The organism is Rhizobium sp. PP-CC-3G-465 (assembly GCF_004343445.1).
Classification (GTDB): Bacteria; Pseudomonadota; Alphaproteobacteria; order Rhizobiales; family Rhizobiaceae; genus Ferranicluibacter; species Ferranicluibacter rubi.
Genome location: NZ_SLYH01000005.1, coordinates 167496 through 193451, shown reverse-complemented (window position 1 = coordinate 193451; position 25956 = coordinate 167496). Strand labels below are relative to the sequence as shown.

23 protein-coding genes are annotated in these 25956 nt (G+C 63.0%); 14 read left to right on the top strand and 9 right to left on the bottom strand.

Going from position 1 to position 25956, the window contains the following annotated elements; genetic code table 11:
- The first annotated feature begins 3 nt into the window (after nucleotides 1-3).
- From C8J33_RS18570 to C8J33_RS18530, 9 genes are all read left to right on the top strand, one after another.
- Nucleotides 4-816 carry an HAD family hydrolase gene (locus tag C8J33_RS18570; protein ID WP_110801606.1) on the top strand — a complete coding sequence of 271 codons (813 nt, stop codon included), beginning with the start codon at nucleotides 4-6 and terminating at the stop codon, nucleotides 814-816.
- The gene (gene glpD, locus C8J33_RS18565; protein ID WP_132665016.1) at nucleotides 813-2354 is read left to right on the top strand and encodes a glycerol-3-phosphate dehydrogenase; all 1542 of its coding nucleotides are present in this window, start codon (nucleotides 813-815) and stop codon (nucleotides 2352-2354) included. Before C8J33_RS18570 ends, glpD begins: the two co-directional genes overlap by 4 nt.
- Nucleotides 2355-2483: 129 nt before the next feature.
- Nucleotides 2484-3371: a carbohydrate ABC transporter permease gene (locus C8J33_RS18560; RefSeq protein WP_110729429.1), complete on the top strand. Its 888-nt coding sequence runs from the start codon at nucleotides 2484-2486 to the stop codon at nucleotides 3369-3371.
- Nucleotide 3372: 1 nt separating this feature from the next.
- Complete coding sequence (locus C8J33_RS18555) at nucleotides 3373-4248, top strand: carbohydrate ABC transporter permease (protein WP_110801604.1); 876 nt, start codon at nucleotides 3373-3375, stop codon at nucleotides 4246-4248.
- A gap of 81 nt (nucleotides 4249-4329) precedes the next feature.
- On the top strand, nucleotides 4330-5826 hold the full coding sequence (locus tag C8J33_RS18550; RefSeq protein ID WP_132665015.1) for an ABC transporter substrate-binding protein: 1497 nt from the start codon (nucleotides 4330-4332) through the stop codon (nucleotides 5824-5826).
- Nucleotides 5827-5915: 89 nt separating this feature from the next.
- Nucleotides 5916-6641 (top strand): SDR family oxidoreductase, encoded by a 726-nt coding sequence (locus C8J33_RS18545; RefSeq protein WP_110801602.1) that lies wholly within the window; start codon nucleotides 5916-5918, stop codon nucleotides 6639-6641.
- A gap of 41 nt (nucleotides 6642-6682) precedes the next feature.
- Complete coding sequence (locus tag C8J33_RS18540) at nucleotides 6683-7747, top strand: ABC transporter ATP-binding protein (RefSeq protein WP_132665014.1); 1065 nt, start codon at nucleotides 6683-6685, stop codon at nucleotides 7745-7747.
- A gap of 80 nt (nucleotides 7748-7827) precedes the next feature.
- Nucleotides 7828-9876, top strand: coding sequence for a bifunctional aldolase/short-chain dehydrogenase (locus tag C8J33_RS18535; RefSeq protein WP_110801600.1), 2049 nt, complete (start codon nucleotides 7828-7830; stop codon nucleotides 9874-9876).
- A 31-nt stretch (nucleotides 9877-9907) separates the two neighbouring features.
- Nucleotides 9908-10948: a glycerol-3-phosphate dehydrogenase gene (locus C8J33_RS18530; protein WP_110801599.1), complete on the top strand. Its 1041-nt coding sequence runs from the start codon at nucleotides 9908-9910 to the stop codon at nucleotides 10946-10948.
- Nucleotides 10949-11062: 114 nt separating this feature from the next.
- Here C8J33_RS18530 and C8J33_RS18525 read toward each other — a convergent pair whose 3' ends face one another.
- On the bottom strand, nucleotides 11063-11434 hold the full coding sequence (locus C8J33_RS18525; RefSeq protein ID WP_110801598.1) for a PRC-barrel domain-containing protein: 372 nt from the start codon (nucleotides 11432-11434) through the stop codon (nucleotides 11063-11065).
- A gap of 62 nt (nucleotides 11435-11496) precedes the next feature.
- Nucleotides 11497-12081 (bottom strand): calcium-binding protein, encoded by a 585-nt coding sequence (locus tag C8J33_RS18520; RefSeq protein ID WP_110801597.1) that lies wholly within the window; start codon nucleotides 12079-12081, stop codon nucleotides 11497-11499.
- A gap of 169 nt (nucleotides 12082-12250) precedes the next feature.
- Between C8J33_RS18520 and C8J33_RS18515 the strand changes: the two genes are divergently transcribed.
- The 3 genes from C8J33_RS18515 (at nucleotide 12251) to C8J33_RS18505 (ending at nucleotide 14705) form a co-directional block, all read left to right on the top strand.
- A complete protein-coding gene (locus C8J33_RS18515; protein ID WP_165910633.1) occupies nucleotides 12251-12550 on the top strand; it encodes a PepSY domain-containing protein in 300 nt (99 codons plus the stop codon).
- Nucleotides 12551-12687: 137 nt separating this feature from the next.
- Nucleotides 12688-13353, top strand: coding sequence for a response regulator transcription factor (locus C8J33_RS18510; protein WP_110807792.1), 666 nt, complete (start codon nucleotides 12688-12690; stop codon nucleotides 13351-13353).
- The gene (locus C8J33_RS18505) at nucleotides 13350-14705 is read left to right on the top strand and encodes a sensor histidine kinase (protein ID WP_110801594.1); all 1356 of its coding nucleotides are present in this window, start codon (nucleotides 13350-13352) and stop codon (nucleotides 14703-14705) included. Before C8J33_RS18510 ends, C8J33_RS18505 begins: the two co-directional genes overlap by 4 nt.
- A 55-nt stretch (nucleotides 14706-14760) precedes the next feature.
- Here the strand turns inward: C8J33_RS18505 and C8J33_RS18500 are convergent, their stop codons facing one another.
- Nucleotides 14761-16749, bottom strand: coding sequence for a putative bifunctional diguanylate cyclase/phosphodiesterase (locus tag C8J33_RS18500; RefSeq protein WP_110801593.1), 1989 nt, complete (start codon nucleotides 16747-16749; stop codon nucleotides 14761-14763).
- 270 nt (nucleotides 16750-17019) lie between these two features.
- Here C8J33_RS18500 and C8J33_RS18495 point away from each other — a divergent pair, with 270 nt between their 5' ends.
- Together C8J33_RS18495 and C8J33_RS18490 are read left to right on the top strand one after the other, a co-directional pair.
- On the top strand, nucleotides 17020-18078 hold the full coding sequence (locus tag C8J33_RS18495) for a class I SAM-dependent methyltransferase (protein WP_110801592.1): 1059 nt from the start codon (nucleotides 17020-17022) through the stop codon (nucleotides 18076-18078).
- Between the two features lie 148 nt (nucleotides 18079-18226).
- Nucleotides 18227-18496 (top strand): hypothetical protein, encoded by a 270-nt coding sequence (locus C8J33_RS18490; protein WP_132665013.1) that lies wholly within the window; start codon nucleotides 18227-18229, stop codon nucleotides 18494-18496.
- A gap of 21 nt (nucleotides 18497-18517) precedes the next feature.
- On the opposite strand, the gene C8J33_RS18485 is transcribed toward C8J33_RS18490, so the two are convergent.
- From C8J33_RS18485 to C8J33_RS18460, 6 genes are all read right to left on the bottom strand, one after another.
- On the bottom strand, nucleotides 18518-19681 hold the full coding sequence (locus C8J33_RS18485; RefSeq protein WP_110801590.1) for an ABC transporter ATP-binding protein: 1164 nt from the start codon (nucleotides 19679-19681) through the stop codon (nucleotides 18518-18520).
- Entirely contained in the window at nucleotides 19678-21639 is a 1962-nt protein-coding gene (locus C8J33_RS18480; protein ID WP_110801589.1) for a glycoside hydrolase family 127 protein, read from the bottom strand. Before C8J33_RS18480 ends, C8J33_RS18485 begins: the two co-directional genes overlap by 4 nt.
- A 27-nt stretch (nucleotides 21640-21666) precedes the next feature.
- Nucleotides 21667-22575, bottom strand: coding sequence for a carbohydrate ABC transporter permease (locus C8J33_RS18475; protein ID WP_110801736.1), 909 nt, complete (start codon nucleotides 22573-22575; stop codon nucleotides 21667-21669).
- Between the two features lie 29 nt (nucleotides 22576-22604).
- Nucleotides 22605-23522 (bottom strand): carbohydrate ABC transporter permease, encoded by a 918-nt coding sequence (locus tag C8J33_RS18470; RefSeq protein ID WP_110801588.1) that lies wholly within the window; start codon nucleotides 23520-23522, stop codon nucleotides 22605-22607.
- Nucleotides 23523-23642: 120 nt separating this feature from the next.
- Nucleotides 23643-24881: an ABC transporter substrate-binding protein gene (locus C8J33_RS18465; RefSeq protein WP_132665012.1), complete on the bottom strand. Its 1239-nt coding sequence runs from the start codon at nucleotides 24879-24881 to the stop codon at nucleotides 23643-23645.
- Nucleotides 24882-24906: 25 nt separating this feature from the next.
- Nucleotides 24907-25932: a LacI family DNA-binding transcriptional regulator gene (locus C8J33_RS18460; RefSeq protein WP_110801734.1), complete on the bottom strand. Its 1026-nt coding sequence runs from the start codon at nucleotides 25930-25932 to the stop codon at nucleotides 24907-24909.
- Between the last annotated feature and the right edge of the window lie 24 nt (nucleotides 25933-25956).

Sequence of the window (25956 nt, the reverse complement as noted above, 5' to 3'; positions counted from 1 at the left end):
GCGATGCGACCGATCCTGGACATGCCCATCGAGGCGGCGGCGCGGATCAGGGTGCTGTTCGCCGATATCGACGATACGTTGACGAATGACGGCCGGCTTCCGTCCTGCGCCTATGACGCGCTGGAGCGGCTGACCGCGGCCGGCATCGCGGTCGCCCCCATCACCGGCCGGCCTGCCGGATGGTGCGACATGATCGCCCGCATGTGGCCCGTCGCCGGTGTGGTCGGCGAGAACGGGGCCTTCTATTTCGCCTACGATGAAGAGCTGCGCCGCATGCACCGCGTCTTCGCCGTCGCCGATCAGCAGCGGGCAAGCGACCGGGAAAAGCTGCAGCACGTCAAGCAGCGGATCCTGCGCGAGGTTCCGGGTTCGGCCCTTTCGGCAGACCAGCTCTACCGCGAGGCGGACCTTGCCATCGATTTCTGCGAGGATATTCCAGCACTTGCCGTGTCCGATGTGGACCGGATCAAGAGCATTTTCGAGGAGGAGGGCGCCGTCGCCAAGGTGTCCTCGATCCATGTGAACGGATGGTATGGCGCTTACGACAAGCTGACCATGGCCCGCCGCTTCGCCGCCGATATCCTCGGTATCGATATCGACCGGGAGCAGGACGCGATCGTCTTCGTCGGCGACAGCCCGAACGACGCGCCGATGTTCGGTTTCTTTCCCAACGCCTGCGGCGTCGCCAATGTCCTGCAGTTCGACGGCCGCATGGAGGCGAACCCCACCTATGTGACAGTGGCACGCGGCGGCTACGGCTTCGTGGAAGTGGCCAACCATCTTCTGAACGCCGGCCCCCGGAGGAATGCGGCATGAGTGCGCCGGTGTTCGATCTCGTCGTGGTGGGCGGCGGCATCAACGGTGCCGGCATCGCGCGGGATGCGGCCGGCCGGGGCCTGAAGGTCCTGCTGGTCGAGCGGTCCGACCTCGGCTCGGCGACATCGTCGGCCTCGACCAAGCTCATCCATGGCGGACTTCGCTATCTGGAGCATTACGAATTCAAACTGGTGCGCCATGCGCTGGCCGAACGCGAGCGGCTATGGGCGATCGCACCGCACATCATCTGGCCGCTCCGCTTCGTGCTGCCGCACCGCAAGGGCCTGCGGCCGGCGTGGTTGCTGCGCCTCGGGCTCTTCCTCTATGATCATCTCGGCGGTCGCAAGCGCCTGCCGGCGACGGTGACGCGCCGCCTGCGCACCGATCCGGTCGGGCGACCCTTGCGCGATGTCTCCGGCATCGGCTTCGAATATTCGGACTGCTGGGTGCAGGACAATCGTCTCGTCGTGCTCAATGCAAGGGACGCGGCCGCGAACGGTGCCGACATTCGCGTGCAGACCGCGTGCATCGCGGCGCGGCGAGAGGCCGATCAGTGGCAGTTGACGCTTCAGGACGAGGAGACCGGCTCTCGCAGCGAGGTCCGCGCCCGCGCCGTGGTCAATGCCGCCGGCCCCTGGGTCGACAGCTTTCTCTCCGGCGTGGCGGGTGTCAACGCCAACGGACGGGCGCGGCTGGTACAGGGCTCCCATATCGTGGTGCCGAAGCTCTACGACCATGACCGGTGCTACATCTTCCAGAATCCGGACGGCCGCATTATCTTCGCCATTCCCTATGAGGATGATTTCACGCTGATCGGCACGACCGATCAGGACTATCGCGGCGACCCGAAAGACGTAAAGGCCTCGCCAGCGGAGATCGCCTATCTCGTCAAGGCCATTTCGTCCTATTTCCAGCGTCCGATCACCGAGGCAGACGTCGTCTGGACCTATTCCGGCGTGCGCTCGCTCTATGACGACGGCGCGGCGAATGCCCAGGAAACGACGCGCGACTACGTGTTGTCCCTCGATCACGGCCCCGGCCGGGCGCCGCTCCTGTCCGTCTTTGGCGGCAAGATCACCACCTATCGCTGCCTTGCGGAAGATGCGCTGGACAAGCTCGCCGTGGTGTTCCCCGACACGGGCGGCAAGCGCGGCTGGACGGCGACGCGGGCGTTGCCCGGCGGCGATTTCCCACCCGGCACGGCCGGAGACGTGGCGCGCGACCTTCGCCAGAGATACGGCTTCCTGTCGGAGCGCGAGGCGCAGCGTCTCGTGCGGCACTACGGGCTGGAGGCCCGCGACATTCTGGGCACCGCACGCCGCCGCGAGGATCTCGGCCGCGATTTCGGCGGTTCCTTGACGGAAAGTGAAGTCCTGTTTCTGATGGACCGGGAATATGCCCGCACGGCCGCCGACATCGTCTGGCGCCGGACGAAATCCGGGCTGCGCATGACACCGGATCAGATCGACGCGCTCGACGCCTTCATGGCGGAGAGACGCCGGCAGGCAGACGCTCCGAAGGCTGTGGCCAGCGGCTAGCACGAACGGCGATCGGTCCCGCGCCGGTCGAAAGGGACGTATCGAGATGCCGTTGGGAGAGAGCGGTGACCGATACGGGAAGAGCATGCGGCGCAGCTTGCGTCCGGTATCAGGCACGAATGAAGCGCAATGTCCATTGCACAGGTGAAACGCATCGCGATCTCGGATTCGCCGTGGCCATGGCTGCTGCCGCTCGTCGCGCTGCTGGTGGTCTTCACCGTCTATCCGCTGATCTACAACATCTGGCTCAGCTTCCACGAATTCGTGCCCAAGCAGAGAGTGCTGAAATATGTCGGCATGGCCAACTGGATCCAGCTGGTCAATGACGGCCGGTTCTGGGGCGCGCTCGGCGTCACCTTCCTCTATTTCTTCATCGCCCTGACGGTCGAGATCATCCTCGGCATGTCCGTCGCCATGCTGCTCGATGCCGAACTGCCGGGCTTTGCCGCCCTGCGGGCCATCCTGTCGATGACGCTGGTCATCCCGCCCGCCATCGCCGGCATGATGTTCCTGCTGATGGAGGACTCGCAGTTCGGCGTGCTCTCCTACTTCCTCGGCCAGCTCGGATTGCTCGACAAATCGACGCCGATTCTTGGAACCTCGTCCCTTGCCCTTCTCGGCGTGCTCGTCGCGGAAATCTGGCAGTGGACGCCCTTCATGGTGCTGATCTTCATGGCGGGCCTGCGGTCGCTGCCGGCCGAGCCCTATGAGGCGGCATCCATCGACGGGGCGTCCTCGTTCCAGATGTTCCGCCGGCTGACCCTGCCGATGATGTCGCGGGTCATCGCGGTCGCCGTCCTTCTGCGCGGCATCGATCTGTTCCGGGTGTTCGACTACGTCTTTGTCATGACCTCGGGCGGGCCTGGAACCGCGACCTACACGGTCAGTCTCTATGCCTGGCAGCAGACATTCTCGTTCCTGAAATGGGGCTATGGCGCGACGCTGAGCCTGACGAGCCTCGTGATCGTCATGGTCATGGCCAACCTCTTCATTCGCGTCGCCAAGGTCAGGTGGTAACATGCATCAGAGCAAACTCGTCCGCACCGTTCGCACCATTGCCGGCTGGCTGGTGGTCGGCGCCTTCTTCTTCCCGATCTATTTCTGGACCTCGGTGGCCTTCCGCGACTCCAAGGACATCTTCAACTGGCCGCCGATCATCTTCAATTTCCAGCCGACGATGCGCAATTTTGAGCAGGTCTTCGGCATTTCCTTCGGCTTCGCCCGGCAGGACGCCGTCGCCCCCGGCGGTGGAAACTTCTACATGGCCCCGCGGCTGTGGGATTCCATCGTGGTCGCGTCGATGTCGACGGTGCTCGCCATCACGGTGGCGACCTTCGCCTCCTATGCGCTGTCCCGAATGAATTTTCGTGGCCGTCACCAGTTCGTCAACTGGGTGCTGTCGACGCGCATGATGCCGCCGGTGGCGGTCGCCATCCCGATGTTCTTCATCTTCAAGCAGTTCAACCTGCTCGACACCTATATCGGCGTGATCCTGATCCACGGGCTGATGAACCTGCCGCTGGCGGTGCTGCTGCTCAAAAGCTTCTTCGACGACATCCCCGCCGAGATCGACGAGAGCGCGCTTCTCGACGGCGCGTCCCGCTGGACGATCTTCCGGCGCGTCGTTCTGCCGATGGCCAAGGGCGGGATCGCGGCGACCGCCGTCCTCTGCTTCATCTTCTCGTGGACGGAATTCCTGTTCGTCCTCACGCTCACCCAGACGGGCCTGAAGACCGTGCCCGTGGTGTCGTCCACCTTCGTGACTTCGATCGGAACCGCCTGGGGCAATATGGCTGCCCTCGGTGCTGCTGCGATCGTGCCTGCCTTCTTCGTCGTCCTTCTGGTCCAGCGCCATCTGGTGCGGGGCCTGACCATGGGCTCGCTGAAGCAATGACTGCGGCGGGCCGGGAGGGCCTGCCGTTCGATCAACGACGTCCGTTGCCAATCCCGGCAGCGGAGATTGGAGGAGAGAACAGTGAAAGACAGCGATAGAAAATCATACCTGGCGTCCGTCACGGACCGTTTCGTGCGGGGCCAGATGGACCGACGCGCCTTCCTGCGCGCAACCAGCAAGCTGGGACTGGGCGCCGCAGCGCTCGGAATGGGCATGGGAAGCCGCCCCTTCATGCTGAACAAGGCTTTGGCCCAGGAAGAGATGCAGCCCTCGGCCGAGGTGATGGCCTGGCTGAAGGACGTCGGCAAACCCTTTGCTGGCACCACGCTGAAATTCGCCACGGAATCCACGCCGCCATCGAACGCGATCAACTCGCAACTGAAGAAGTATTTCGAGGAAGCGACGGGTATCAAGGTCGAGATCGAGGTCCTGCCGCTCGAACAGGTTCTCCAGAAGATGACGCTGGACGTGGCGTCCTCGCTCGGCACCTACGACCTCTATTACATCGACCAGAGCTGGGCCGCATCCTTCAGCCAGGACGTCTTCGATCCGCGCGAGCAGATCAAGGCCAAGGCCGACCTTGCCATGCCGAACTACAATATCGACGACTTCCTGCCGGCGCTGGTGGACGGGATTTCGAAATATCAGGATCGCTGGGTCGGCGTGCCCTACGACATCCCGATCTTCATCATGATCTACCGCCGGGATATCTACGAAAAGCTCGGCCTGAAGGCGCCAGCGACGTTTGAGGAGCTTTACACCAACTCCGCCACCATCACGAAGGAAATGGGGCCGGACACGTTCGGCTATGCCGGGCAGATGAAGTCCGGCCACTATGCGCTGGAATGCGAATGGACCTCGATGCTGTGGGGTCACGGCGGGTCGATCTTCAATGCGGACAAGACCTTTGTCGGCAATGACGAACGCGGCATCGCTGCCCTCGACTACTACACGAAGCTCAAGGACATCATGCCGCCGGGCGTCAACCAGTGGACATGGGACGGACAGGGACAGGCGGTCGCTCAAGGGGTTGCGGCATCCATGCTGTCCTGGGGCGAGTTCTTCCCCTTCTTTGACAATCCGACGCAGACCAAGGTTTCCGGCCTCTGCGAAGCCGTCATCCCGCCGCAGCCGATCTCCCTGCGCAAGCCGGAAGAATGCGGTTTCGGCGAAATTCCCGGCGTCGGCCATCAGGGCGGCTCGTCGCTGGCGGTCTCGCGTTACTCCAAGAACCCGGATGCCGCATGGCTGTTCATGCAGTGGGCGACCTGCGCCGACACGCAGGCACTGGTGACGACGCTGGGCGGCGGCACCGGCCCGACACGGGCGAGCGTCTATGACGATCCGCGCGTCAAGAGCCATGCCCGCGTGGGCGCCGCTACCACCCGGCACCTGCCGGTCGTACGGGAGACCATCGACAAGTACATGGGCTCCGAACCGGACCTGCCGGAATGGGCGCAGATCTCCTCCGACACGATCCCCGTGGCGCTCGGCAAGTATTTCTCGGGCAGCTACGGCTCGTCCAAGGAAGCGCTCGACGACATCAGCACCGGGATCGCGGCCGTCCTGAAGGGCTGAGCCTCGCCTTGAAACGAAGAGGTCGCGGCAATCCCGCGACCTCTTCCGAACATGATGACGCTCGACGCAGACCGACGGAGGAAACGATGATGGACAACAAACCCCTGATCGCCATTACGGGCGCGAGTTCCGGGATCGGCGAGGCCGTGGCCCGCGCCTTCTCGGAGGCCGGCCACCCGCTTCTCCTGATGGCGCGCAGGCTGGACCGCCTTGAGGCGCTCGACCTTCCCCGCACCGTGTTGCGCAAGGTCGATGTGCGCGACCGCGCAAGCCTTGCCGCCGCCGTCCGCGATGCGGAGGCAGAACACGGCCCGGTCGATCTGATGTTTGCCAATGCCGGCATCGCAAGGCTTGGCGACATCGCCACGCAGCCCCCCGAAGAGTGGGACGAGATGATCGACATCAACACCAAGGGCGTCATGAACAGCGTGCATGCCGTGCTGGCCGGCATGGTCGAGCGCAAGCAGGGCACGCTGGTGATGATGAGCTCGATCGCCGGGCGGAAGGTCTATCCCGACCACACCGTCTACTGCGGCACGAAGTTCTTCGTTCACGCGGTGTCGGAAAGCCTGCGCGCCTATCTCGCGCCCCACAATGTCCGTGTCGTCGTCGTGTCGCCCGGTATCGTCGACACCGAGGTCCTCGATCACGTCAACGATCTCCAGACGCTGGAAAACTACAAGTCGAACAAGGCGGCCATCGGCGGCGGCATTTCCGCCGATATCGTCGCTGGCCTGATCCTCGACGCCTATGCACTGCCGCAACGCGCCATCGTGCAGGAAATCGTCATCACGCCGACGCAGCAGACCTACTGAAAAGACGCCGTCCACCCACGGCCTATTATGGAGTACATTCAATGGCGACCGTCGAATACCAGCGCATAGGCAAGTCCTTCGGCGCCTTCACGATCATGCGCGACATCTCCTTCAAGATCGCGGATCAGGATTTCGTGGTGCTGCTCGGCCCGTCCGGCTGCGGCAAGACGACCCTGCTGCGCATGACGGCCGGGCTGGAAAGCGTCAGCGAGGGCGATTTGCTCATCGACGGCAACCGCGTCAACACGCTGCATCCGCGCGACCGGAATATCGCCATGGTGTTCCAGAACTACGCGCTCTATCCCACCATGAAGGTCTACGACAACATCTCCTTCAGCCTCGAGGTCGCCAAGATACCCCCGGCCGAGATCAAGCGCCGGGTGGAATGGGCGGCCGAGACGCTCAACCTCACGCCCTATCTCGACCGCTACCCCAAGGATCTTTCCGGCGGGCAGCGTCAGCGCGTCGCCATGGGGCGGGCCATGGTGCGCGAAGCTGCGGTGTTCCTGTTCGACGAGCCGCTCTCGAACCTCGACGCCAAGCTGCGCGCCCATATGCGCACCGAGATCCGGCAGCTGCACAACCGGCTGAAGACCACCACCGTCTACGTGACGCACGACCAGATCGAGGCCATGACGATGGCCGACAAGATCGTGGTCATGCGCGCCGGCAAGATCGAGCAGATCGGCTCTCCCGACGAGGTCTACGACCGGCCGGCCAGCAAATACGTCGCCGACTTCATCGGCGCGTCCGCTATCAATTTCCTCCCCGGAACGGTCGTCGTGTCCGACGGCATGCCCGCCGTCGACACGGCGACCGGACGGGTGGTGCTGGAAACGACGACGACAGCCAGGCCCGGCGAGAAGGTCGTCATCGGCCTGCGTCCGACCGATGTCGTGGTCGATGGCGCGGGCGCGCTTTCGGCGAAATCCGTGCTTGTCGAGCGGCTCGGCCACGATGCCCAGCTCTTTTGCGACGGTGCCGATGGACGCTTCACGGTGTCGGTGGACAAGACCGCCCGCTTTGCCGAGGGCAGCGAGGTCCGCTTCTCCATCCCGCCGTCCAAGGTTCACGTCTTCAACGCCGAAACGGAAGCGCGCCTTTAGGCGCTGCGATCCATCACTTCCATCCCATTCCATCGTCTGCCGGCCTGCCCGATCGCGCCGGCACAGAAAGGACCGTCACCATGAGATCCCGCTGGTCGGATACCGAATTCAAAGCCGTCGTCGATGCCTATGTCGCAAAGGGCATCAATCGCGATCTCGCCATCCGCACCTATACGACGCGCCTTCTGGGGCAGGATCCCGAGCTGGTGCTGCATGGCGGTGGGAATACGTCGGTCAAGACCGTCTTCACGGAGATGGACGGAACTGAGATCGAGGTGCTCTGCGTCAAGGGCAGCGGCTGGGACATGGGCACGATCGAACCTCAGGGCCTGCCGGCCGTGCGGCTGGAGCCGCTGAAGGCCATGGTCGCGTTCGACACCCTGTCCGACGACGACATGGTGATGCTGCAGCGCCGCCTGCTGCTCGATCCCTCAGCCCCCAACCCATCGGTCGAGGCGATCTTGCACGGTCTCCTGCCGTTCAAGCATATCGACCACACCCATGCCAACGCCATCGTCTCCCTGACCAACCAGCCGAATGGCGAAGCGCTGGTGCGCGAGCTGTTTCCGAATGCCATCATTGTTCCCTATGTGATGCCCGGTTTCGATCTGGCTAAGGCCTGCGATGCCGCCTTCAAGGCCAATCCCGGCGGCGATGGCATGATCCTGCTCAAGCACGGCATCTTCACCTGGTCGGAAGATCCGCGCACGAGCTACGAGGACATGATCGCCAAGATCGATGCTGCGGAAAAGCGGATCGCCAAGGGGAACCCGAAGCCGTTCCGGGGCGTGACGCTGCCGCGAAAGATCGCCAGCGCGGCCGAGATCGCGCCCATCCTGCGCGGTGCGATCGCACTTTCCACGGAGGTGGAGGGCGCGCCTCGCCGGTTCGTGCTGGAGCACCGCTCGAGCGAAAAGATCCTCGATTTCTGCAATGCCGAGACTGTTTCGTCGCTGGTCCGGCGTGGAAACGCGACGCCCGAGCATGTCATCCACATCAAGCGCTTCGGCGTCGCCCTGCCGGCACCGGAGACGGGAACGCTGGATGCGTGGGCCGAGACCGTGACGGCGGCGGTCAAGGCCTATCAGGAGGAGTATAAAGCCTATTTCGAGCGCAACAACGCCCGCGTCGGCGGCGGCAAGCGCATGCTCGACCCGATGCCGCGGGTGTTCTACGTCGCAGGCGTCGGCCTCTTTGCAGCGGGGGCCGCCCGCAAGAACGCGCTGGTGGGCGCCGATGTCGCTGAAGCGACCATCGCCGTCATCACCAATGCCGAGGGCATCGACGCGTTCGAAGCGCTCTCCGAAGCGGATCTGTTCGATATCGAATACTGGTCGCTGGAGCAGGTGAAGCTAGCGAAATCGGTCGAAAAGCCGCTGACCCGACAGGTCGCCATCGTCACCGGCGGCGCGAGCGGTCTTGGCCTTGCGGTCGCCGAAGCCCTGAAGGCGGAGGGTGCCGAGATCGCGCTGTTCGACATTTCTCCGGAGGGTGTGGCGCGGGAGGCAAAACGCATCGGCGCATTCCCGGTCGTCTGCGACGTCACCGATCCGGATGGGGTGGATGCGGCCGTGGCGTCCGTCGCCGCGCATTTCGGCGGTGTCGATATCCTGATTTCCAATGCCGGCGCCGCCTTCCAGGGCAGCCTTCTCACCGTGTCGGAAGACACGTTCCGCAAGGCGTTCGACCTCAATTTCTGGGGACATCACTATATGGCGCGGGCCGTGGTGCGGGTGATGGAACAGCAGAAGACCGGCGGCGCGCTCGTCTTCAACGTCTCCAAACAGGCGGTCAATCCGGGCGCGGATTTCGGCCCCTACGGCACGTCGAAGGCCGCGCTGATGGCGCTGATGCGGCAATATGCGGTGGAGCACGGCGCGTCCGGCATCACCTCCAATGCCGTCAATGCGGACCGAATCCGCACCGGACTGATGACCGACGAGATGGTGGCGGCCCGTAGCAAGGCGCGCGGCGTCACGCCGGAAGCCTATCTCTCGGCGAACCTTGTCGGCCGCGAGGTCACGGCCGCCGATGTCGCAGCCGCCTTCGTGCACCTGGCCAAGGCGCGGACCTCAAGCGGCGCCGTCATCACGGTCGACGGCGGCAACGTCGCCGCCATGATGCGCTGACGCAGCCAACCCATCGCAGGAGAAAAGGTCCATGGCCAATATTCTGATTCTGGGGGCCGGCGTCATGGGAACGGCACTGGCCGTGCCCGCCAGCGACAACGGCCACGCGGTCGTTCTCTCGGGGACGCCGCTCGACGACGCAGTCGTCGCGCGGATGCAGGCACCGGGCGGAACACATCCCAAACTCGACGCGCCGCTGCCCGGCACCGTCCGCGTCATCGCGGACGCAGCCCTGACAGCGGAGGATACAGACAAGGCCGACCTGATCGTCGTCGGCGTCAGCAGTCCCGGCATCACCTGGGCGGTCGACAGGCTGAACGAACTGCTGCGCCGGGAGACGACGGTCGCCTTCGTGACCAAGGGCCTTGATCGCAGGGACGGCGCCGTCGTGACCTTCGCCGAAACCGTGCCGGAGCGCATCAACCGCCTTGGCACCTTCATCGGCATCGGCGGCCCCTGCATCGCCCGCGAACTTGCGCTGCGCCTGCCGACAGCGAGTGTCTATGCCGCGCGGAATGAGGCCGCAGCGAAGCGAGCGGCAGCCCTCTTCCGCACGCCCTATTACCGCCTCGCCGTCAGCGACGACCTGACCGGGGTCGAGGCCTGCGCCGCCCTGAAAAATTTCTTCGCCATCGGCGTCAGCGCCATGCAGACCCGCTATCCCGACGCGCTTCGTGCGGACGGGCAGTCTAAGAACCCGACCGCTGCCGCCTTCACCCAGGCCGTCCACGAAATGGCCATGCTGTGCGAGATGGTCGGCGGAGCGCGCTCCACCGCCTTCGACCTCGCCGGTCTGGGCGATCTGCACGTCACCGTCGGCGGCGGACGAAACAGCCGGCTTGGCCACAGCCTTGGCCGAAAGCGGAATGTCGAGGAAGCCATGACACAGGAACTCGCCAACGAGACGGTGGAAGGCATCGATACCGCCCGCGTCGTCGCATCGCTGCTTCACGGTATGGGCCGTGATTCCGTGAGATTCCCTCTCACCAAGGCGATCATCGACGCCGTTCTTGGCAAGACACTGTTCGAGTTCGATTTTGAGAAACTCTACCTGCCAGCGAACGCCGGCTGATGCCGCGGTCGGTACGCGGATCTGATCTTGTTACAGCGCCGCGCGTCATATCAGACGCACGGCGCTTTAGCGCTCTGGACCTGCTGCATGATCCGAACAGGTGCTACCCCGGGATTAATCGTCGAAGACGGGCAGTGCTGCAGCCTTCGCCGCATCGAGATCGACGACCAGACGCAGGCCATCCTGCTTGAGGCCGGAGAGTGGCACGACGCGGTTTTCGCGGCCGAGTCCTGAATTGTTGTCGAAATCGATCACAACGCCCGTGGCAACAGACGAATCCGCCCCAACGACATCTTCGATCTCGCCGATGCGCTGGCCTGCCGTGTTGTAGACGTGCATGCCTTCGAGATCGTCGGCGGTCACATTCAGGCCGGGCAGCACCGTCGCGTCGGCCACCTTAACCAAAGCGGGCGTCTGCGCGATCGCCGCCGTACCCGTGAGGGCGACCAGAGCGGAGGTGGCGATAAATGTGGTAAATCGGGTCATTTCTGTACTCCATTCCTGTCACTGTCCCGACCGATGGCCGGGCAGACCATTGTGTGCTCGCCTCAGACGAGGAGAAAATCGCTGGCCTTCAGGTCGGCAAGCCGCATGTCTTCGAGATGAAGTTCGTGCTGGCCAAAATCGATGATGACATCGTCGCCACCGTCGGTGGAGCGTGCCAGCGCGAGAATGTCGTCGAAACTGGCGACGCCGAGCGACTTGGAGATTTGCAGCCGATCGACGCCCGACTGGAAATCCTCGATCTCGGTGATGCCTGACTTGAAGATGAAGGTATCGGAGCCGCGACCGCCGCTCAGCTCATTGAAGCCGGCGCCGCCGTCGAGGATGTCGTTGCCGGTACCCCCTTCGATCTCGTCGTTTCCGGCGCCGCCTTCGAGACGGTCATTCCCGGCGCCGCCCTCAAGATCGTCATTGCCGGCCTCTCCATAGAGACGGTCGTTACCGGCGCCGCCGTCGATCTCGTCGTGGCCGTTTCCACCGTAGAGGCTATCATTGCCATTGCCGCCATACAGGTCGTCATTGCCGTTCTTGCCGAACAGCTGATCGTTTCCGTCAAGACCGTAGAGCTTGTCGTTTGTATTCGTGCCGTTGATGAGGTCGGCCTTGCTGGTGCCTTTGCGCGTGACCATGATCGTCTCCCTTGGCTGTGTCCGACACGGTCTGTTCAGCCGATGACGGCTGCCGGTGTCGTTGGTACGGAACGATAATGCACGAGGTCGCCTCTCCTGCCCTGACAGGCTTTGTCAACATTCTGTCAGCTTGGGCGTGGTAGTGCGCGGGATGTTCCATCTTCACCGAATGTCCCGTTTCGCCGCGGCCGTAACATTTTCCGTCCTGTTTCTCGCAGCGCCTGCGATTTCGGATGACGGCGACGATCTGCTGGACCAGGAAGCGGCGCGGCAGGCGCTGGCCGAAGGTCGCGTCCGTCCGCTGGAGGACATCATCGCGCATGTGCGAAAGACGATCAAAGGCGACATCATCGAAATCGAATTCGAGCGTGACAATGGCCGCTTCGTCTATGAACTGGAAATTCTGCAGGAAACGGGCCAGCTCCTCGAAATCGTCGTCGATGCCCGAACTCTGGAAATTCTGCCCTAAAGCGTCTTTGTGTTGATGCATGTCGTCCTCCCGAAACCGCTGCACACTTTCGGGCGACATGCATTAGATGAACGGAAACGGGCAAAAGCCTCGGGATACGATCGGAGGAGTTTCATGCGTAGGGATCGAACAGGCTGATGCGGTTGCTTGTCGTGGAAGATGACAGGCGGATCTGCGAAGATCTGGTCGGCGTGCTCACGGGCGCCGGCTTCGTCGTCGATCTCGCCCATGATGGCGACGATGCGTGGTTCAAGGGCGATACCGAGGATTACGGCATGGTGGTCCTCGACCTCGGATTGCCGAAGCTTGATGGAATAAGCGTGTTGAAGCGCTGGCGCGCTAACGGACGTCACATGCCTGTTCTGGTTCTGACGGCGCGGGGAAGCTGGGCGGAGCGTGTCGAGGGTATCGATGCCGGGGCCGACGACTACCTGCCCAAGCCCTTCCAGTTCGAGGAACTGCTCGCGCGCGTGCGGGCGCTGATCCGCCGCTCGGTCGGTCATGGCGCAGCGACGCTCGACATCGGCGAGCTGACGATCGACACCCGCACGATGCGTGTCCTCGTCTCCAACAAGCCCGCCCGGCTCACACCGCTGGAATACCGTCTTGTCAGCTACCTCGCGCATCACAAGGGCCGGACGGTTCCGATCATGGAGCTTCAGGATCATGTCTATGGCGATGATTTCTCACGCGATGCCAACGCGCTGGAAGCCGTCGTCGCGCGCCTGCGCAAGAAGCTCGGCAGCGAAGCGATCACGACCAGACGCGGCTTTGGCTATATGATGGGCGGAGATGCGGAATGACCCGGCATTCGCTGCGCCTGCGCCTTGCGCTTGCGGGTGCGGCCTCCGTAGCACTCGCGCTCATCGTAGCCTTTCTCGGCCTGTCGCTGCTGTTCGAGCGGCATGTCGAGCGCCGGATCGTGGAGGAACTCAAGCTCCACCTTGATCAGGTTATCGCCGGACTCGATCGTGATCCCGCCGGTCGTCTCGACGTGACGCGCCCGCCAGCGGACCCGCGATTCCAGCGGCCTCTTTCAGGTCTCTACTGGTCGATCGAATATGACGACACCCGGCGCCAGTCCCGGTCGCTCTGGGACCAGACGCTGGCTCTTCCGGCATTGGTTCCGGGAGAGCCGAAGCAGTCGCTCGTCCAGGGCCCGGCCGATACCCGACTTCTGATGCTTGCGCGCCGGATCGTGACCGGTCCAAACCTCGGCGCGCAGACGGTCCTCGCCGCGGTCGCAATCGACAGGCAGGAGATCGAGCGCGCCACGGCCGACTTTCGCCGTGACCTCGCGCCGCTGCTCGTGATCCTTGCCGTTCTTCTGTGCCTTGCCAGTTTCGCGCAGATCGTCGTCGGCCTGAGGCCGCTGAAGGTGTTGCGGAACCGCATCGCCGCCATTCGCACCGGCGAAGCAAAGCGCCTCGGCAGTGGCTTTCCCGATGAGGTGCTGCCACTGACAGTCGAAGTCGATGGTCTGCTTGCCTCGCGGGAAGAGCAACTGGAAAAGGCGCGTGAGCGTGCGGCCGATCTCGCACATGGCTTCAAGACGCCTCTGCAGGCGCTCACCGGCGATGTGCTGCATCTGCGCGAGGCCGGCATGGCGAAAGCCGCCGACGACATCGAAAGCGTAATCCTCGGCATGCGCAGGTTGGTGGACCAGGAAATGGTGCGGGCGAGAATGGCAGGTCGCGACGTCACGGCACGCGCCAGTCTCGCCGACGTCGCCGACCGCGTCATCAGCGTTCTCAGCCGCACGCCGCAAGGCGACGCCATCGACTGGCACAACGGCTTGTCGGCAACCGACTGTGTCCGTCTGGACGCAGGAGACCTTGCCGAATTGCTGGGGAATATCCTCGAAAACGCGGCGCGATATGCGGAGGAAAGTGTGACGCTTCAAGCCGAGCGCATGGGCGACCGGATCCGCCTCTCGATCCGAGACGACGGCCCAGGCATCCCGGAAGACAAACTTTCCTATGTCCTGCGCCGTGGAGAAAGGCTGGACACGACCAGCGCTGGCGCAGGCCTTGGCTTTTCCATCGCGCAGAACATCGTGGAAGCCGCGCATGGCTCGATTTTGCTCAGGAATGCATCACCCGGGCTTGAAGTCATTGTCGAACTTCCCACTGCCGATGAACGGTTGCTTCCATAATATCGCCGGCGTGAGCTTCCGTGCGACAGTCGTGATGTAGCCTGGCTAGCGTAGTCTACCTTGAGACCACGACCAGCTTGGGGAGTTGCCTGATCGGCCGAAGGCTCGTGGCGGGTGCGGGGCGGCCGACATAGTAGCCCTGCATCAGGTCGATCTTCAGGCGGTGCATGAGCGCGAAATGCTCTTCCGTCTCGACGCCTTCGACAAGGATCGTTGCCCCCCGATTGCGCGCCAGCCGCAGGATATCGTCGAGCATGGCGCAGCCGCGCTGGGTGTCGCAATCGTGCAGAAAGGATTTGTCGATCTTGATGCAATCGAAATCGATAAGGCGAAGCCAGGAGAGGCCGGCAAAGCCCGTGCCGAAATCATCCAGCCAGATCTTGATGCCGAGGGCGCGCAGGTCGCTGATGCAGCGTAGCAGGCTCGAATGGATCTCCATGTCCTGCCCCTCGGTGATCTCGAAGGCGAGGCGATCGCCGGTGAGGCAGAACTCGTCCAGCGTCCGTGCCACGAAGGCGACGAAACCGGGCGTCTTCAGCTGCAGCGGTGAGACGTTGACGCTGGCAACGGGCGCGAGATTGGTCACCAGCAGCTCCTCGCAGACGCGACGCAGAGCCCACTGCCCGAGATTGACGATCGCACCGGACCGCTCGGCCGCCGGGATGAACAGCGAGGGGGAGATGAAGGCGCCATCCGACATCTTCAGCCGCATCAGGGCTTCATAGGCATATGTCTTGCCCGTCGCCACGTCCTGCAGTGGCTGGTAGACCATGGACACGAGGCCTTGCGGTACGGCGATCTTCAGCAAGGCGGCAATGTTTTCGCCGTCGTCGCGATTGTTCGGATCGTTAATATGGAACAGCTTGACGCAGTTGCGGCCGGAAGCCTTGGCGCTGTAGAGCGCGCGATCCGCCTGGTGGATCACCTTCTCGACCTTGGAAAGGTTTCGGTCCGCGGTAAAGGCCGCACCGACACTGACCGTAACCTTCGACGTTCCATCCCGTCGCTGCTCGTGCAGGAGACCGAGATCCTCGACCGTTTGGCGAATGGCTTCGCAGAGTTCGGCGGTCTGCTGCTCGGATGCCACGTGCGCAAGCAGGATGAACTCCTCACCACCGAACCGGCCGACAGAGGCCTTGTGCTCCTCGGCAAACGCACGCAAGGCCTGGGCGACCAGTACCAGACACTTGTCGCCTTCGAGATGACCGTAATAGTCGTTGTATCGTTTGAAGAAATCGACATCGACCAGAATCACGGCAAAGGTGCGCCCGGCCTGCTGCCAGTCTCGCCAGAAATCACGCAGACGATTGTCGATCGCGCGCCGGTTGGCAAGGCCCGTGAGGGGATCGGTATGGGACAACCGCAACAAGGCCTCGCCACGCTCGGCCGCCTGTCGATGCTGGGCTTTCGCTTCCAGAGCGTTGAGGAACACGTTGTAGCGCTCGAGGTTCAGCTTCCAGTTCACATAGGACGTAAAGATGAAGCAGGAGAGGCAGAAGAGACCGAACGTGAACTTGTAGCTGTATCCGACATTCGGAAACCAGACGAGGCCGGCCAGAAAGATCAGCACGATGATGCCTGAGGCGACGACGGAGATCCGGAACGGGAAATTGAAAAACAGGTTCACGCTCATCATGAAGATAGCGCCGAACACCATGTAATAGGACATGACGACCGAGTGTTCGCTCATCATGCTCGGTATGAGCCAGCCGGAATAGGCGAAGATCAGCGCAATCGCCGCCGTGCTATCGACGGCGTCGGCCGTGGACGACCGCCGCATCTGCAATTCCAGCGCGATCAACATGATGATGGAAATCGTGAAACGCGCGCCGACGACATACGGCGCGACGTCGCCGATCAGGAGAATGTCGCTGATCGAGAAGACGAGATAGACGAACACGGCAGCCCAAAGCCCACGGCGCGTCGACTGCTTGTGCGCATTCTCGCCATGACGCTTGTAAAGCTCGCGAAGGGTTACCTTCGGTTGCTGCAGCGGATCTCTCGACGCGCCGAACTCGATGGTGTCGGTCGACTTGTGCATCATGCACTCTCCACCGCTTTCATTGCTGTGCCGAAGTTATGCACCGGTACTCGGCGACCAGGCCCTCGAATAGAAGATCCCGACAAACCGTTTCAATGTTTTATCACGCTTACAAATGCCGCGGCAAACATTAGCGAAAACGGCTTAACACTTCCTTTCCACAGGCCTGAACGCCTGTGCCGTAGCGGGGCATGTGTGCCATTAACCAACAAATCGAAACGTCCATGCATTTCCAGACAATTTGAGTCATCTCTTACGCGTCTTGTTAACCCAATGGTAACCAAAGGACGTAGCGTGAAGAACCCACTCGCCGCTTTTGACGGGCAAAGCCTGATCACCCCGACCGCTGTCAACAGAGAGGTTTTCCCCAGCGGAGCCCCTGCCGACGAACGGCAACTTCGGATCGCCAGAGACGAATTGACGCTGATATTGCAGGTCGCCTCGCAGCAAATTCAGGCAGACCGTAGCCCCGATCAGATCATCGATCGCCTGATCCGCTCCCTTCACGAGAGCCGCGAAAAATACCGGGCGGTCTGGCCGGACCTCATTCCCATGGTCCAGGATCATCCCGTGGCCGCCTACTTCCACAACGACCCGTTCACCCGCTGGTCGTTCGAAAAGCCGCGCGGCTATTCCGGAGATGCGAGCCTGATCGACTTCATCTACGGCCACCCGGATATCGCAGCCGACGTCGAGCGCGCCTCGCCGCTCGGGCGTACACTCTACGAATACACGCGCAACGCCCCTTCCGCCGTGGCCGTGCGGGAACGTCGCGATCTTCTGACCCGCACCGTCGATGAAACCGCTGCCAAAGTGGGACCGGAAACGGAAGTGCTCGCGGTTGCGGCAGGGCATCTCCGCGAGGCCGAGACATCCCGCGCTCTACGTGAGGGCGGGATCAAGCGATGGGTGGCGCTCGACCAGGACCCTCTAAGCGTCGGCCGCACCATGCGCGACTTCAACGGAACACCGATCGACGCGATGGACGGCTCGGTGCGCGGCCTTCTGAAGAATGCCTACAGTCTTCGGCAGTTCGACCTGATCTATGCGGCAGGCCTCTACGACTACCTGGCCGACAAGGTCGCCGTGAAGCTGACGCAGACGTGCCTTTCGATGCTGAAGCCCGGCGGAATGTTCCTGTTCGCCAACTTCTCCACGGAAGTTCCCGATGACGGCTACATGGAGACGATGATGAACTGGACGCTTCTCCTGCGGTCGCAGTCGGAGATGTGGTCGATCATCGAGGCGAGCCTTGAAGGACAGCCGGCGGAGAAGAACGTCTTCTTCGGCGCGAACCGCAACATTATCTACGGCACCATCCGTAAGCCGTAATAAGCGGCCCCGGCACGCTTCTCGTTCGGCCGCTTGTGCGGCCGAATTTGTGGCCAAAACTGCAGCTTGTGACAAAACGAAAAACTGCCGACGTCGTGAAACTCTTTTCGATCCGTCTTCGTCTTCCTCCACTTGGTCCGGAGGAAAAATGCATATTACGAGAGCGCAGTGGCTCAGTTTGGCGTCGGAACGACACTCTATCAGGCACATCTACAGCCTATGCCTGCTCGTTCGCGGTGGCGATATCTTCAGCTACAAGGAGCGCCACCTGGCAGGTCGCCTCATTCAGAAGCTGGACGGCATCGTGCATCTGGCGATGACGGCGAGCGAAGATGCGAAGGCCATCGCAGACAATTTCTCGCTGTTGGAAACCCAAGTCGCCAAGCGACTGGAACGCTTCCAGCCGCCGCGGCGATGACTGGGCCGCTCACACGCGCCGTCAGATGTCCTGCCGTAAGCGAAGGCCTGCCGCATTGAACAGCCGGATCGCGTCCGGAGACCATGACAGCACGATGCGGTCGCCGGGCTTGACCGTATCGGGTGAGCGGTACTCAACGGTTACCGTCTGGCGATCGGCAAGCTGGCAGTAGAGATACTGCGTCCCGCCGAGATATTCCGAAAAGTCGATGGTTGCCGTGAGCGAACGACCATCGACGATCTCATGACCGACCGTCAGATGCTCGGGCCGGATGCCGAAGGTGACGTCCTCCTCGTGATCCCCCGATGCCGTCGGAAAAGGCGCTGCGAGCATCGCATCGGCCAGCTCGAGGCTTTCCGGCCCCACGCGCTTCGCTTTCAACAGGTTCATCCGCGGCGAGCCGATGAAGCCGGCGACGAAGCTGTTGGCCGGGTTCTCGTAGATCTCGCGCGGGCTCCCGACCTGCTCGATCCGCCCTTCCCGCAAGACCACGATCATGTCCGCCAGCGTCATCGCTTCCGTCTGGTCGTGCGTCACGTAGATCATCGTGTTGCCGAGTTCTCGGTGGAGCCGGGCGATCTCGATGCGCATGGAGACGCGAAGCTCCGCGTCGAGGTTCGACAGCGGCTCATCGAACAGGAAGACGTCCGGCTTGCGCACGATGGCGCGGCCGATGGCAACGCGCTGGCGCTGGCCGCCGGAAAGCTGCCCCGGGCGCCGGTCGAGAAGGCGGTCGGTCTTGAGGATGGCGGATGCCGCCGCGACACGGCGGTCGATCTCCGCCTTCGGGGTGTTCGCCATCTTCAGGCCGAAGGCGAGGTTGTCGCGAACGCTCATATGGGGATAGAGCGCATAGGACTGGAAGACCATCGCAATGCCGCGATCCGACGGATCGAGATCGGTCACGTCGCGTCCCTTGATGGCGATCAACCCGTCCGAAACCTCCTCGAGCCCCGCAATCATCCGCAGCAATGTGGATTTGCCGCAGCCTGATGGGCCGACGAAGACGGTGAAGGCACCCTCCGGGATGGACAGGTCGATCCCGTGGATGATGTCGAGACTGCCGAAGGACTTTCGCACCCCCGACAGGCGAACGCCCCCGGTCGCAGCGCCATCTTCGCCGTCAGGCCCGGCTGTCGCTCCGCCGGGCCAGACGGGTACGCGGGCATCTTGAGCCAGGCTCATTTCACCCCTCCCTTGCCGTCGCGCATCCACACGAGCATTTCGCCCGGCTCCCGGTTGTCCCAGAGATGATAGGGGACGAACCGTGCGGTGACCTTCGTCGCCTCAGGCGCCGCCTCGCGATAGAGCGTTTCGCCCCAGTCGGCCTCATCCCGCTCGGCCGAGATCTCGAGCGCGATCGCATCGTTGAGGCCCGGGATCGGACGTTCGGTCGCGGATGCCGGCTCGCCGGTGATCGCCAGCCTCTGCAGGCCGGTGCCGTTATCCGTCTCTTCCGTGCAATAGACCAGCGGACCGCGCACGAGCGCGACGCGGCCGGCATCCTGGCGGATCAACGGATTGGCCCGCAGAAGCCGCGGCGCAAGCGGCAGGTCGAGCGCGATCTCGTCCTTGTCGGACCATTCCCGCTCGATCCGCGCATAACCATCGACCATCACCTGGTCGAGATCGACGGGCGCGCCGTTGACCGAGAGCATCGCCCCCTTGCACCATGCGGGAATGCGCAGCGAAAGCGTGAAGCGGGCAGGCTTGGCAAGACCGACGTCGAAACGAATGGCTCCATTCCAGGGATAGCGCGTTTCTTGGGACAGCGAGACCTCTTCACCTCCCATCTCGAACCGCGCCTTGCCTTCTCCATAGAGATGAACCGCGATCTCGTCGTCCGAGACGGCATACATATAGGAGCCGATGGAGGCGAGCAGCCGAGCGATGTTCGGCGGGCAGCACGGGCATGGATGCCAGGTCCAGCGATGGTGCTTGCCGGCGCTTTCCAGCGGGTTGTCGTAGAAGAAGCGTGTTCCGTCGAGCGAGAGACCCACCATCGCGCCGTTGTAGAGCGCCTGCTCCATGATATCGGCATAACGGCGATCGGGGCCGCGACCGAGCATGCGCGCGGCCCAAAAAACGATGCCGACCGAGGCGCAGGTCTCGTTATAGGCGCTCTCATTCGGCATGTCGTAAGGGTCGGTAAAGCCCTCGTTCGCCGCAGACGGGCCAATGCCGCCGGTGACGTACATCTGCCGGGTAACCAGATCGCTCCAGAGCGTTTCGAGCGCGCCTGTCAGGCTGTCATCGCTATATTCCGTCGCGATGTCGGCCATGCCGGAATAGAGGTACATGGCGCGCACGGCGTGACCAACGACCCGGGTCTGCTCGCGCACCGGCTGGTGCGACTGGTTGTACTCGAAGCTGTGGAAGACAAATTTCTTCGCCTCGCGACCGTCGCGTTTCGCTTCTTCGATGAAGAAGTGCGGCTCGGTGCCGCGTTCGTCGATGAAGTATTTCGACAGGTCGAGATATTTCTGCTCGCCGGTCACGCGGGCAAGCTTGACCAGCGCCAGCTCGATTTCCTCGTGTCCGTCATAGCCTGGGATCTGGCCTTCGCCATGGCCGAAGACGGTGATCATATAGTCCGCGAAGCGCGCCATGACGTCGAGAAGCTTGCGCTTACCCGTCGCCTGGTAGTAGGCGACAGCCCCTTCGATCAGGTGGCCGGCGCAGTAGAGTTCGTGAAAATCCCGCAGGTTCGTCCACCGGCGACCGGGCTGCACGCGCTGGAACCAGGCGTTCAGATAGCCATCCTCATCCTGCAGCGTCTCATAGAGATCGGCGATCTGGTCGACGCGGGCCTCCAGCTCGGGGTTGGGCGAACGGAAGAGCGAATAGGCGGCCGTCTCGATCGACTTGCCCAGATCGCTGTCCCAGAACATCTGGGTCGACCCGTCCCAGGGCTGGATCGGCAGCACGACGCCGGGGCTCGGGAGGCTGACGTCGATGGCGGTGAGCATGCCGGCTTCCACACAGCGGTCGAGCAGCGTCTTCGCCGTCGTTGCGCAGATGGCATCCTGCCGCTCACCGAAGAGACCGCCAAGCGTGACGCTCGGGACCGGCAGCGGCCGGAATTTACGGTCTTTGCGGGAGTGGGGGCGGGTCTGGTTCTCGGTATGCACGTTGCTATCCATGGCTTTCACTTTCAGAATGAGGAGGCATCACTTGACGGCGCCGGCCATGAGGCCGCGCATGTAGTAGCGTTGGAGGAGAAGAAAGATGATGAGGCAGGGAATCGTCATGACAACCACCCCGGCCTGGACCGCGCCCCAGTTGATCGCGCCGAGCCGGCCGGCCCGCACCGCCATCATGAGGACGGGCATGGTGTAGTTGTCATTGCTGGAGAGAAGCACGAGCGCCGCGAGAAACTCGTTCCAGGCATTGAGGAAGGCGAAGATCGCAACGGTGGCGGCGCCCGGAAGGACGAGCGGCAGGAGCACGCGCACCAGCAACTTCAGATCGCGCGCCCCGTCGATCCGCGCGGCCTCTTCGATCTCCTTCGGCACGGCATCGAAGGCATTGCGCATCATGAACACGGAGAAGGGCAGCTGCAGTGTGACATAGACCAGCACCAGCCCGAAGAGCGAATTGTTGAGCCCGAGCTTCGCGAGGATGATGAACAGCGGCGTCAGGATCGACTGGAACGGGATCATCAGCGTCGCGATGATCAGCACGAACAGCGTGTTCTTCAGCGGAAACCGATAGCGCGAGAAGCCGTAGCCCGCGAGCAGGCTGATGGCGACGGTGAGCACGACGGTGGCGAGCGAGACGATGAGCGAGTTCAACGTGTGCTGCCAGACACCTGCACCGAACGTATCGAGCGAGCGATAGGAGTCGAGGCTGAAACCCGTCGTCGGCCACGGCGGCAGCGGCGGGGTCATGCCTTCCGCGCCGCTTCGAAATGAGGCGAGGAAGGCGATGGCGAAGGGTGCGAGGAAGAAGAGGACGATGGCGACGCCGGCCGTGTGGTAGGCGACCGCACAATTGCGCTTGCGGCGCGCACGGGCGAGCTTTGCGGCCTCGTTTGCCGGGTTCGGTCTTACCTCTATCGGGTGTCCGGCTGCTGTCATGGTCGGGGGGAGCGCTGTCTGCGTCATGGTCATGCCTTGTCGTCTCCGACCTTCAGCAGCCAGAGCTGCACGATGCTGATGGCAACGAGGATGGCGAGCAGCACGATCGAGAGCGAAGCGCCGTAGCCGAGGTTGAAGGACACGAAGGACTGGTTGAAGATGTAGTAGACGACCGAGATCATCCGGTTCTGGGGGCCGCCGGCCGTCATGATATAGAACTGGTCGAAGGCGAGGATCGAACCGGTGACGGAGATGATGAGGGCCAGAGCGATCGTGCGGCGCATCAAAGGAAGCGTCAGGTAGCGAAACCGTTGCCAGCGCTTCGCCCCGTCGATGCGTGCCGCCTCGACGATGTCGGCCGGAATGGCCTGCAGGCCGGTGAGCAGGATGATCATGGTAAAGCCCGCGATCTTCCAGACGACCATGATGATGATGGTCAGAAACGCGCTGTCGAAGCTGGCCAGCAGGTTGGGGCTGCGCTCGACGATGCCGAGTGCCCGGAGGAGAGGCCCGATGAAGCCACTGTCCACATTGGCAAGCCACACCCACAGGAGCGATGCGGTCGCCAGCCCCACGACGACGGGCAGGAAGATGACGGTGCGATAGGCGCCCACGAAACGCCGGTGCTTTTCCACGAAGAGCGCCAGCGGAAAGGCCACGGCGAAGATCGCGATGGTGGCGACGACCGTGTAAAGCGCCGTGAACCGCAGGGCCGACAGAAAACGCGTGTCATTGATCATGCGGATGTAGTTGTTGATGCCGATCCAGCGCTGAGCGCCCATCAGCGGCCAGGCATGCAGGCTCATCCAGGCGGTCATCATCACCGGAATGACGAAGAACAGGATGACGAGCGCCATGGCGGGTGCGATGTACAAAATGCCACGCCATGCCGACGATCTCGGCTTCGGGCGTCCCGCGGCGCGCGACAGGTTGGGAACAACGGTCATGGGGCAGATCTCACACTTCACGGTCCGGCCGACGACCCGAACGACATCGGGCGCGGTCGCTGAAGGAACCGGGCGGAGGGGATGCGTTCCCCCTCCGCCCGCGGGCGACCAAGGGGAGGATTACAGGCCGCTGTCGATGATCGACTGCATCTCGGATTGAGCCGAGGAGAACGCACCATCGACGTCGTCGCCGAAGATCGAGGCGTTGATGAAGGTCGCCCAGGGACCGTTCGCGCTATTGAGCAGGTCGTTGAACTGCAGGGTATAGGGCGTCTTTGCGACCGCAATCGCCTTCATACCCACGTCCATGCGCGGATCGAGACCCTTCAGCACCTCATCGGCGATATCGCCACGGGTCGGCAGGCTGCCATACTTGGCCATGATCTTCTGTCCTTCTTCCGAATAGATGAACTGGATGAAGGTCTTGACCGGCTCGAGCTTGGTCGTGCCCTTGGTCACCACGACATTGTCGCCGCCGGCAAAGGACGACGGTTGCCCGTTAACGCCGGGGATCAGCGTGACGCCGAAATCGATCGTCGGATGCTCGGTGACGAGGGTGCCGATGGCGAAGGCGCCAAGGCTCTGCTGGCCGATCTTGCCATTGGTAAAAGACAGAAAATTCGTGCCGTTGTCGCTGGCCGCGCCCGATGGCACGAGATCCTTCTTGACCATGTTGCGGTAGATATCAACCGCCTTGCGCATCTCCGGCGTGTCGAGCGTCGCAGTCTTGCCGTCGGACGAGAGGATATCGGCACCCGCGCCCCAGACGAGCGGCGTGAAGGTGAAGATCATGCAGCCGCCACAGCCGCCGCCCGAGAAGTAGAAGCCGTAGGTGTCGTCGCCGAGCGCGCGGATCTTCTCGGCGTTCGCAGTGATCTCGTCCCAGTTGGCGGGCGCCTTTTCGGGGTCGAGGCCGGCCTTGCGGTAGAGGTCCTTGTTCCAGGTGAAGACGGAGGTCTCGACGGACAGCGGCAGACCGTAGATCTTGTCCTCATAGGTGCCGAGACGAACATGCGACGGTGAAAGGGCATTGAAATAGGGCAGGCTTTTCGCCCAGTCGGTCAGGTCTTCGAGCTGGCCCGCGGCGGCAAAGGCCGGGGTGTAGATCAGGTCCATCGACAGCGCGTCCGGCGCCTGACCGCCTGCAATCGAGGTCGCGTATTTCTGCACGAGTTCCGAGAAGGGGACTTCGGTCAGCTCGACCTTATCGTCATGGCCGGCATTGTAGGCGGCGACGACATTCTTGAAGGCGTCGCCGACGCCGGTGCGCACCCACATATTGATGGTTTCGGCCGAGGCGAGGCCTGGGCTCAGAGACAGCGCGAGCAGGCTCGTCGCAGCGAGAAGCTTTTTCATCATGGTCATTCCTCCCTTGTGGCGCTCCTCAGCGCCGTTTCTCAGTCTTGGGGCTCCCGACCCCACATGATTGCCGAACCACCAACCGGCACGGCAACGTTCTCACGCCCGGTTCCACGGGCTGGCCTTCCGCCAGCGCGAGGATGGTCAGGCCTGCCTGACGCCCGAGTTCCTTCAGGTCCATGTCCACCGATGTCAGTGGCGGACGCATCTGGGCTGCGACAATCTCCCAATTGTCGAAACCGACGATCGCAACATCCTCGGGCACACGAATGCCGCGTTCTCGAAGAGCGTCCACTGCGCCCCGGGCGATCTGGTCGTTACCGCAGAAGAGCGCATCCGGCTTCTCGCCGGGCGACGACCAGATCCTGTCGACGGCATCCCGCCCCCAGGTTTCCGACCATTCGCCGAAGAGAACGGTTGCCCCATTCCCGGTCACCGCGCGAAAGGCGCCGCTTCGCTCGCGGACCGAAAAGAAGTCCTCCGGGCCGGTCACATGCACGATCCGTTGCCGCCCGCTCGCCTTTAGCCATTCCACCGCGAGCGTCGCGCCATGCGCATCGTCCGAGCGGAAGGACACGCTGTCCGGTCCACCCTCGGTAAAGGCGTAGACCACGGGCACCGGGACATCCGACAGGTCGATCGGCAAGCGACGATCGACGCGCTTTCCCGTGGCGATGATGCCGTCCACCTGCTTGTCGAGCATGGCATCCACATGCACCTGACCGAGCGCTGGATCGTCTTCGATGGCGCAGAGAAAGACGGAAACGCCGCGATCGACCAAGGCTTCGGAAACACCCGCCATGACCGGCAGGGTGAAGCGACCATAGGTGTCGTTCGTCAGGAGGCCGATGGTGAAACTGCGCTTCGACAACAGTCCCTGCGCCAGCGCATTCGGCCGAAAGCCGATCTCGCGTGCGACGCGCTTGACCCGCTGGCGCGTCTCCTCGCCCATGCGGCCCGTGTCGTTCAGCGCCTTCGACGCCGTGGAAATGCTGACCCCTGCCATGGCCGCAAGATCCCGGATCGTCTGCCGTCCTCCCTTTCCGCGCATGGTGTCCTGCAACCTCCCCGCTGC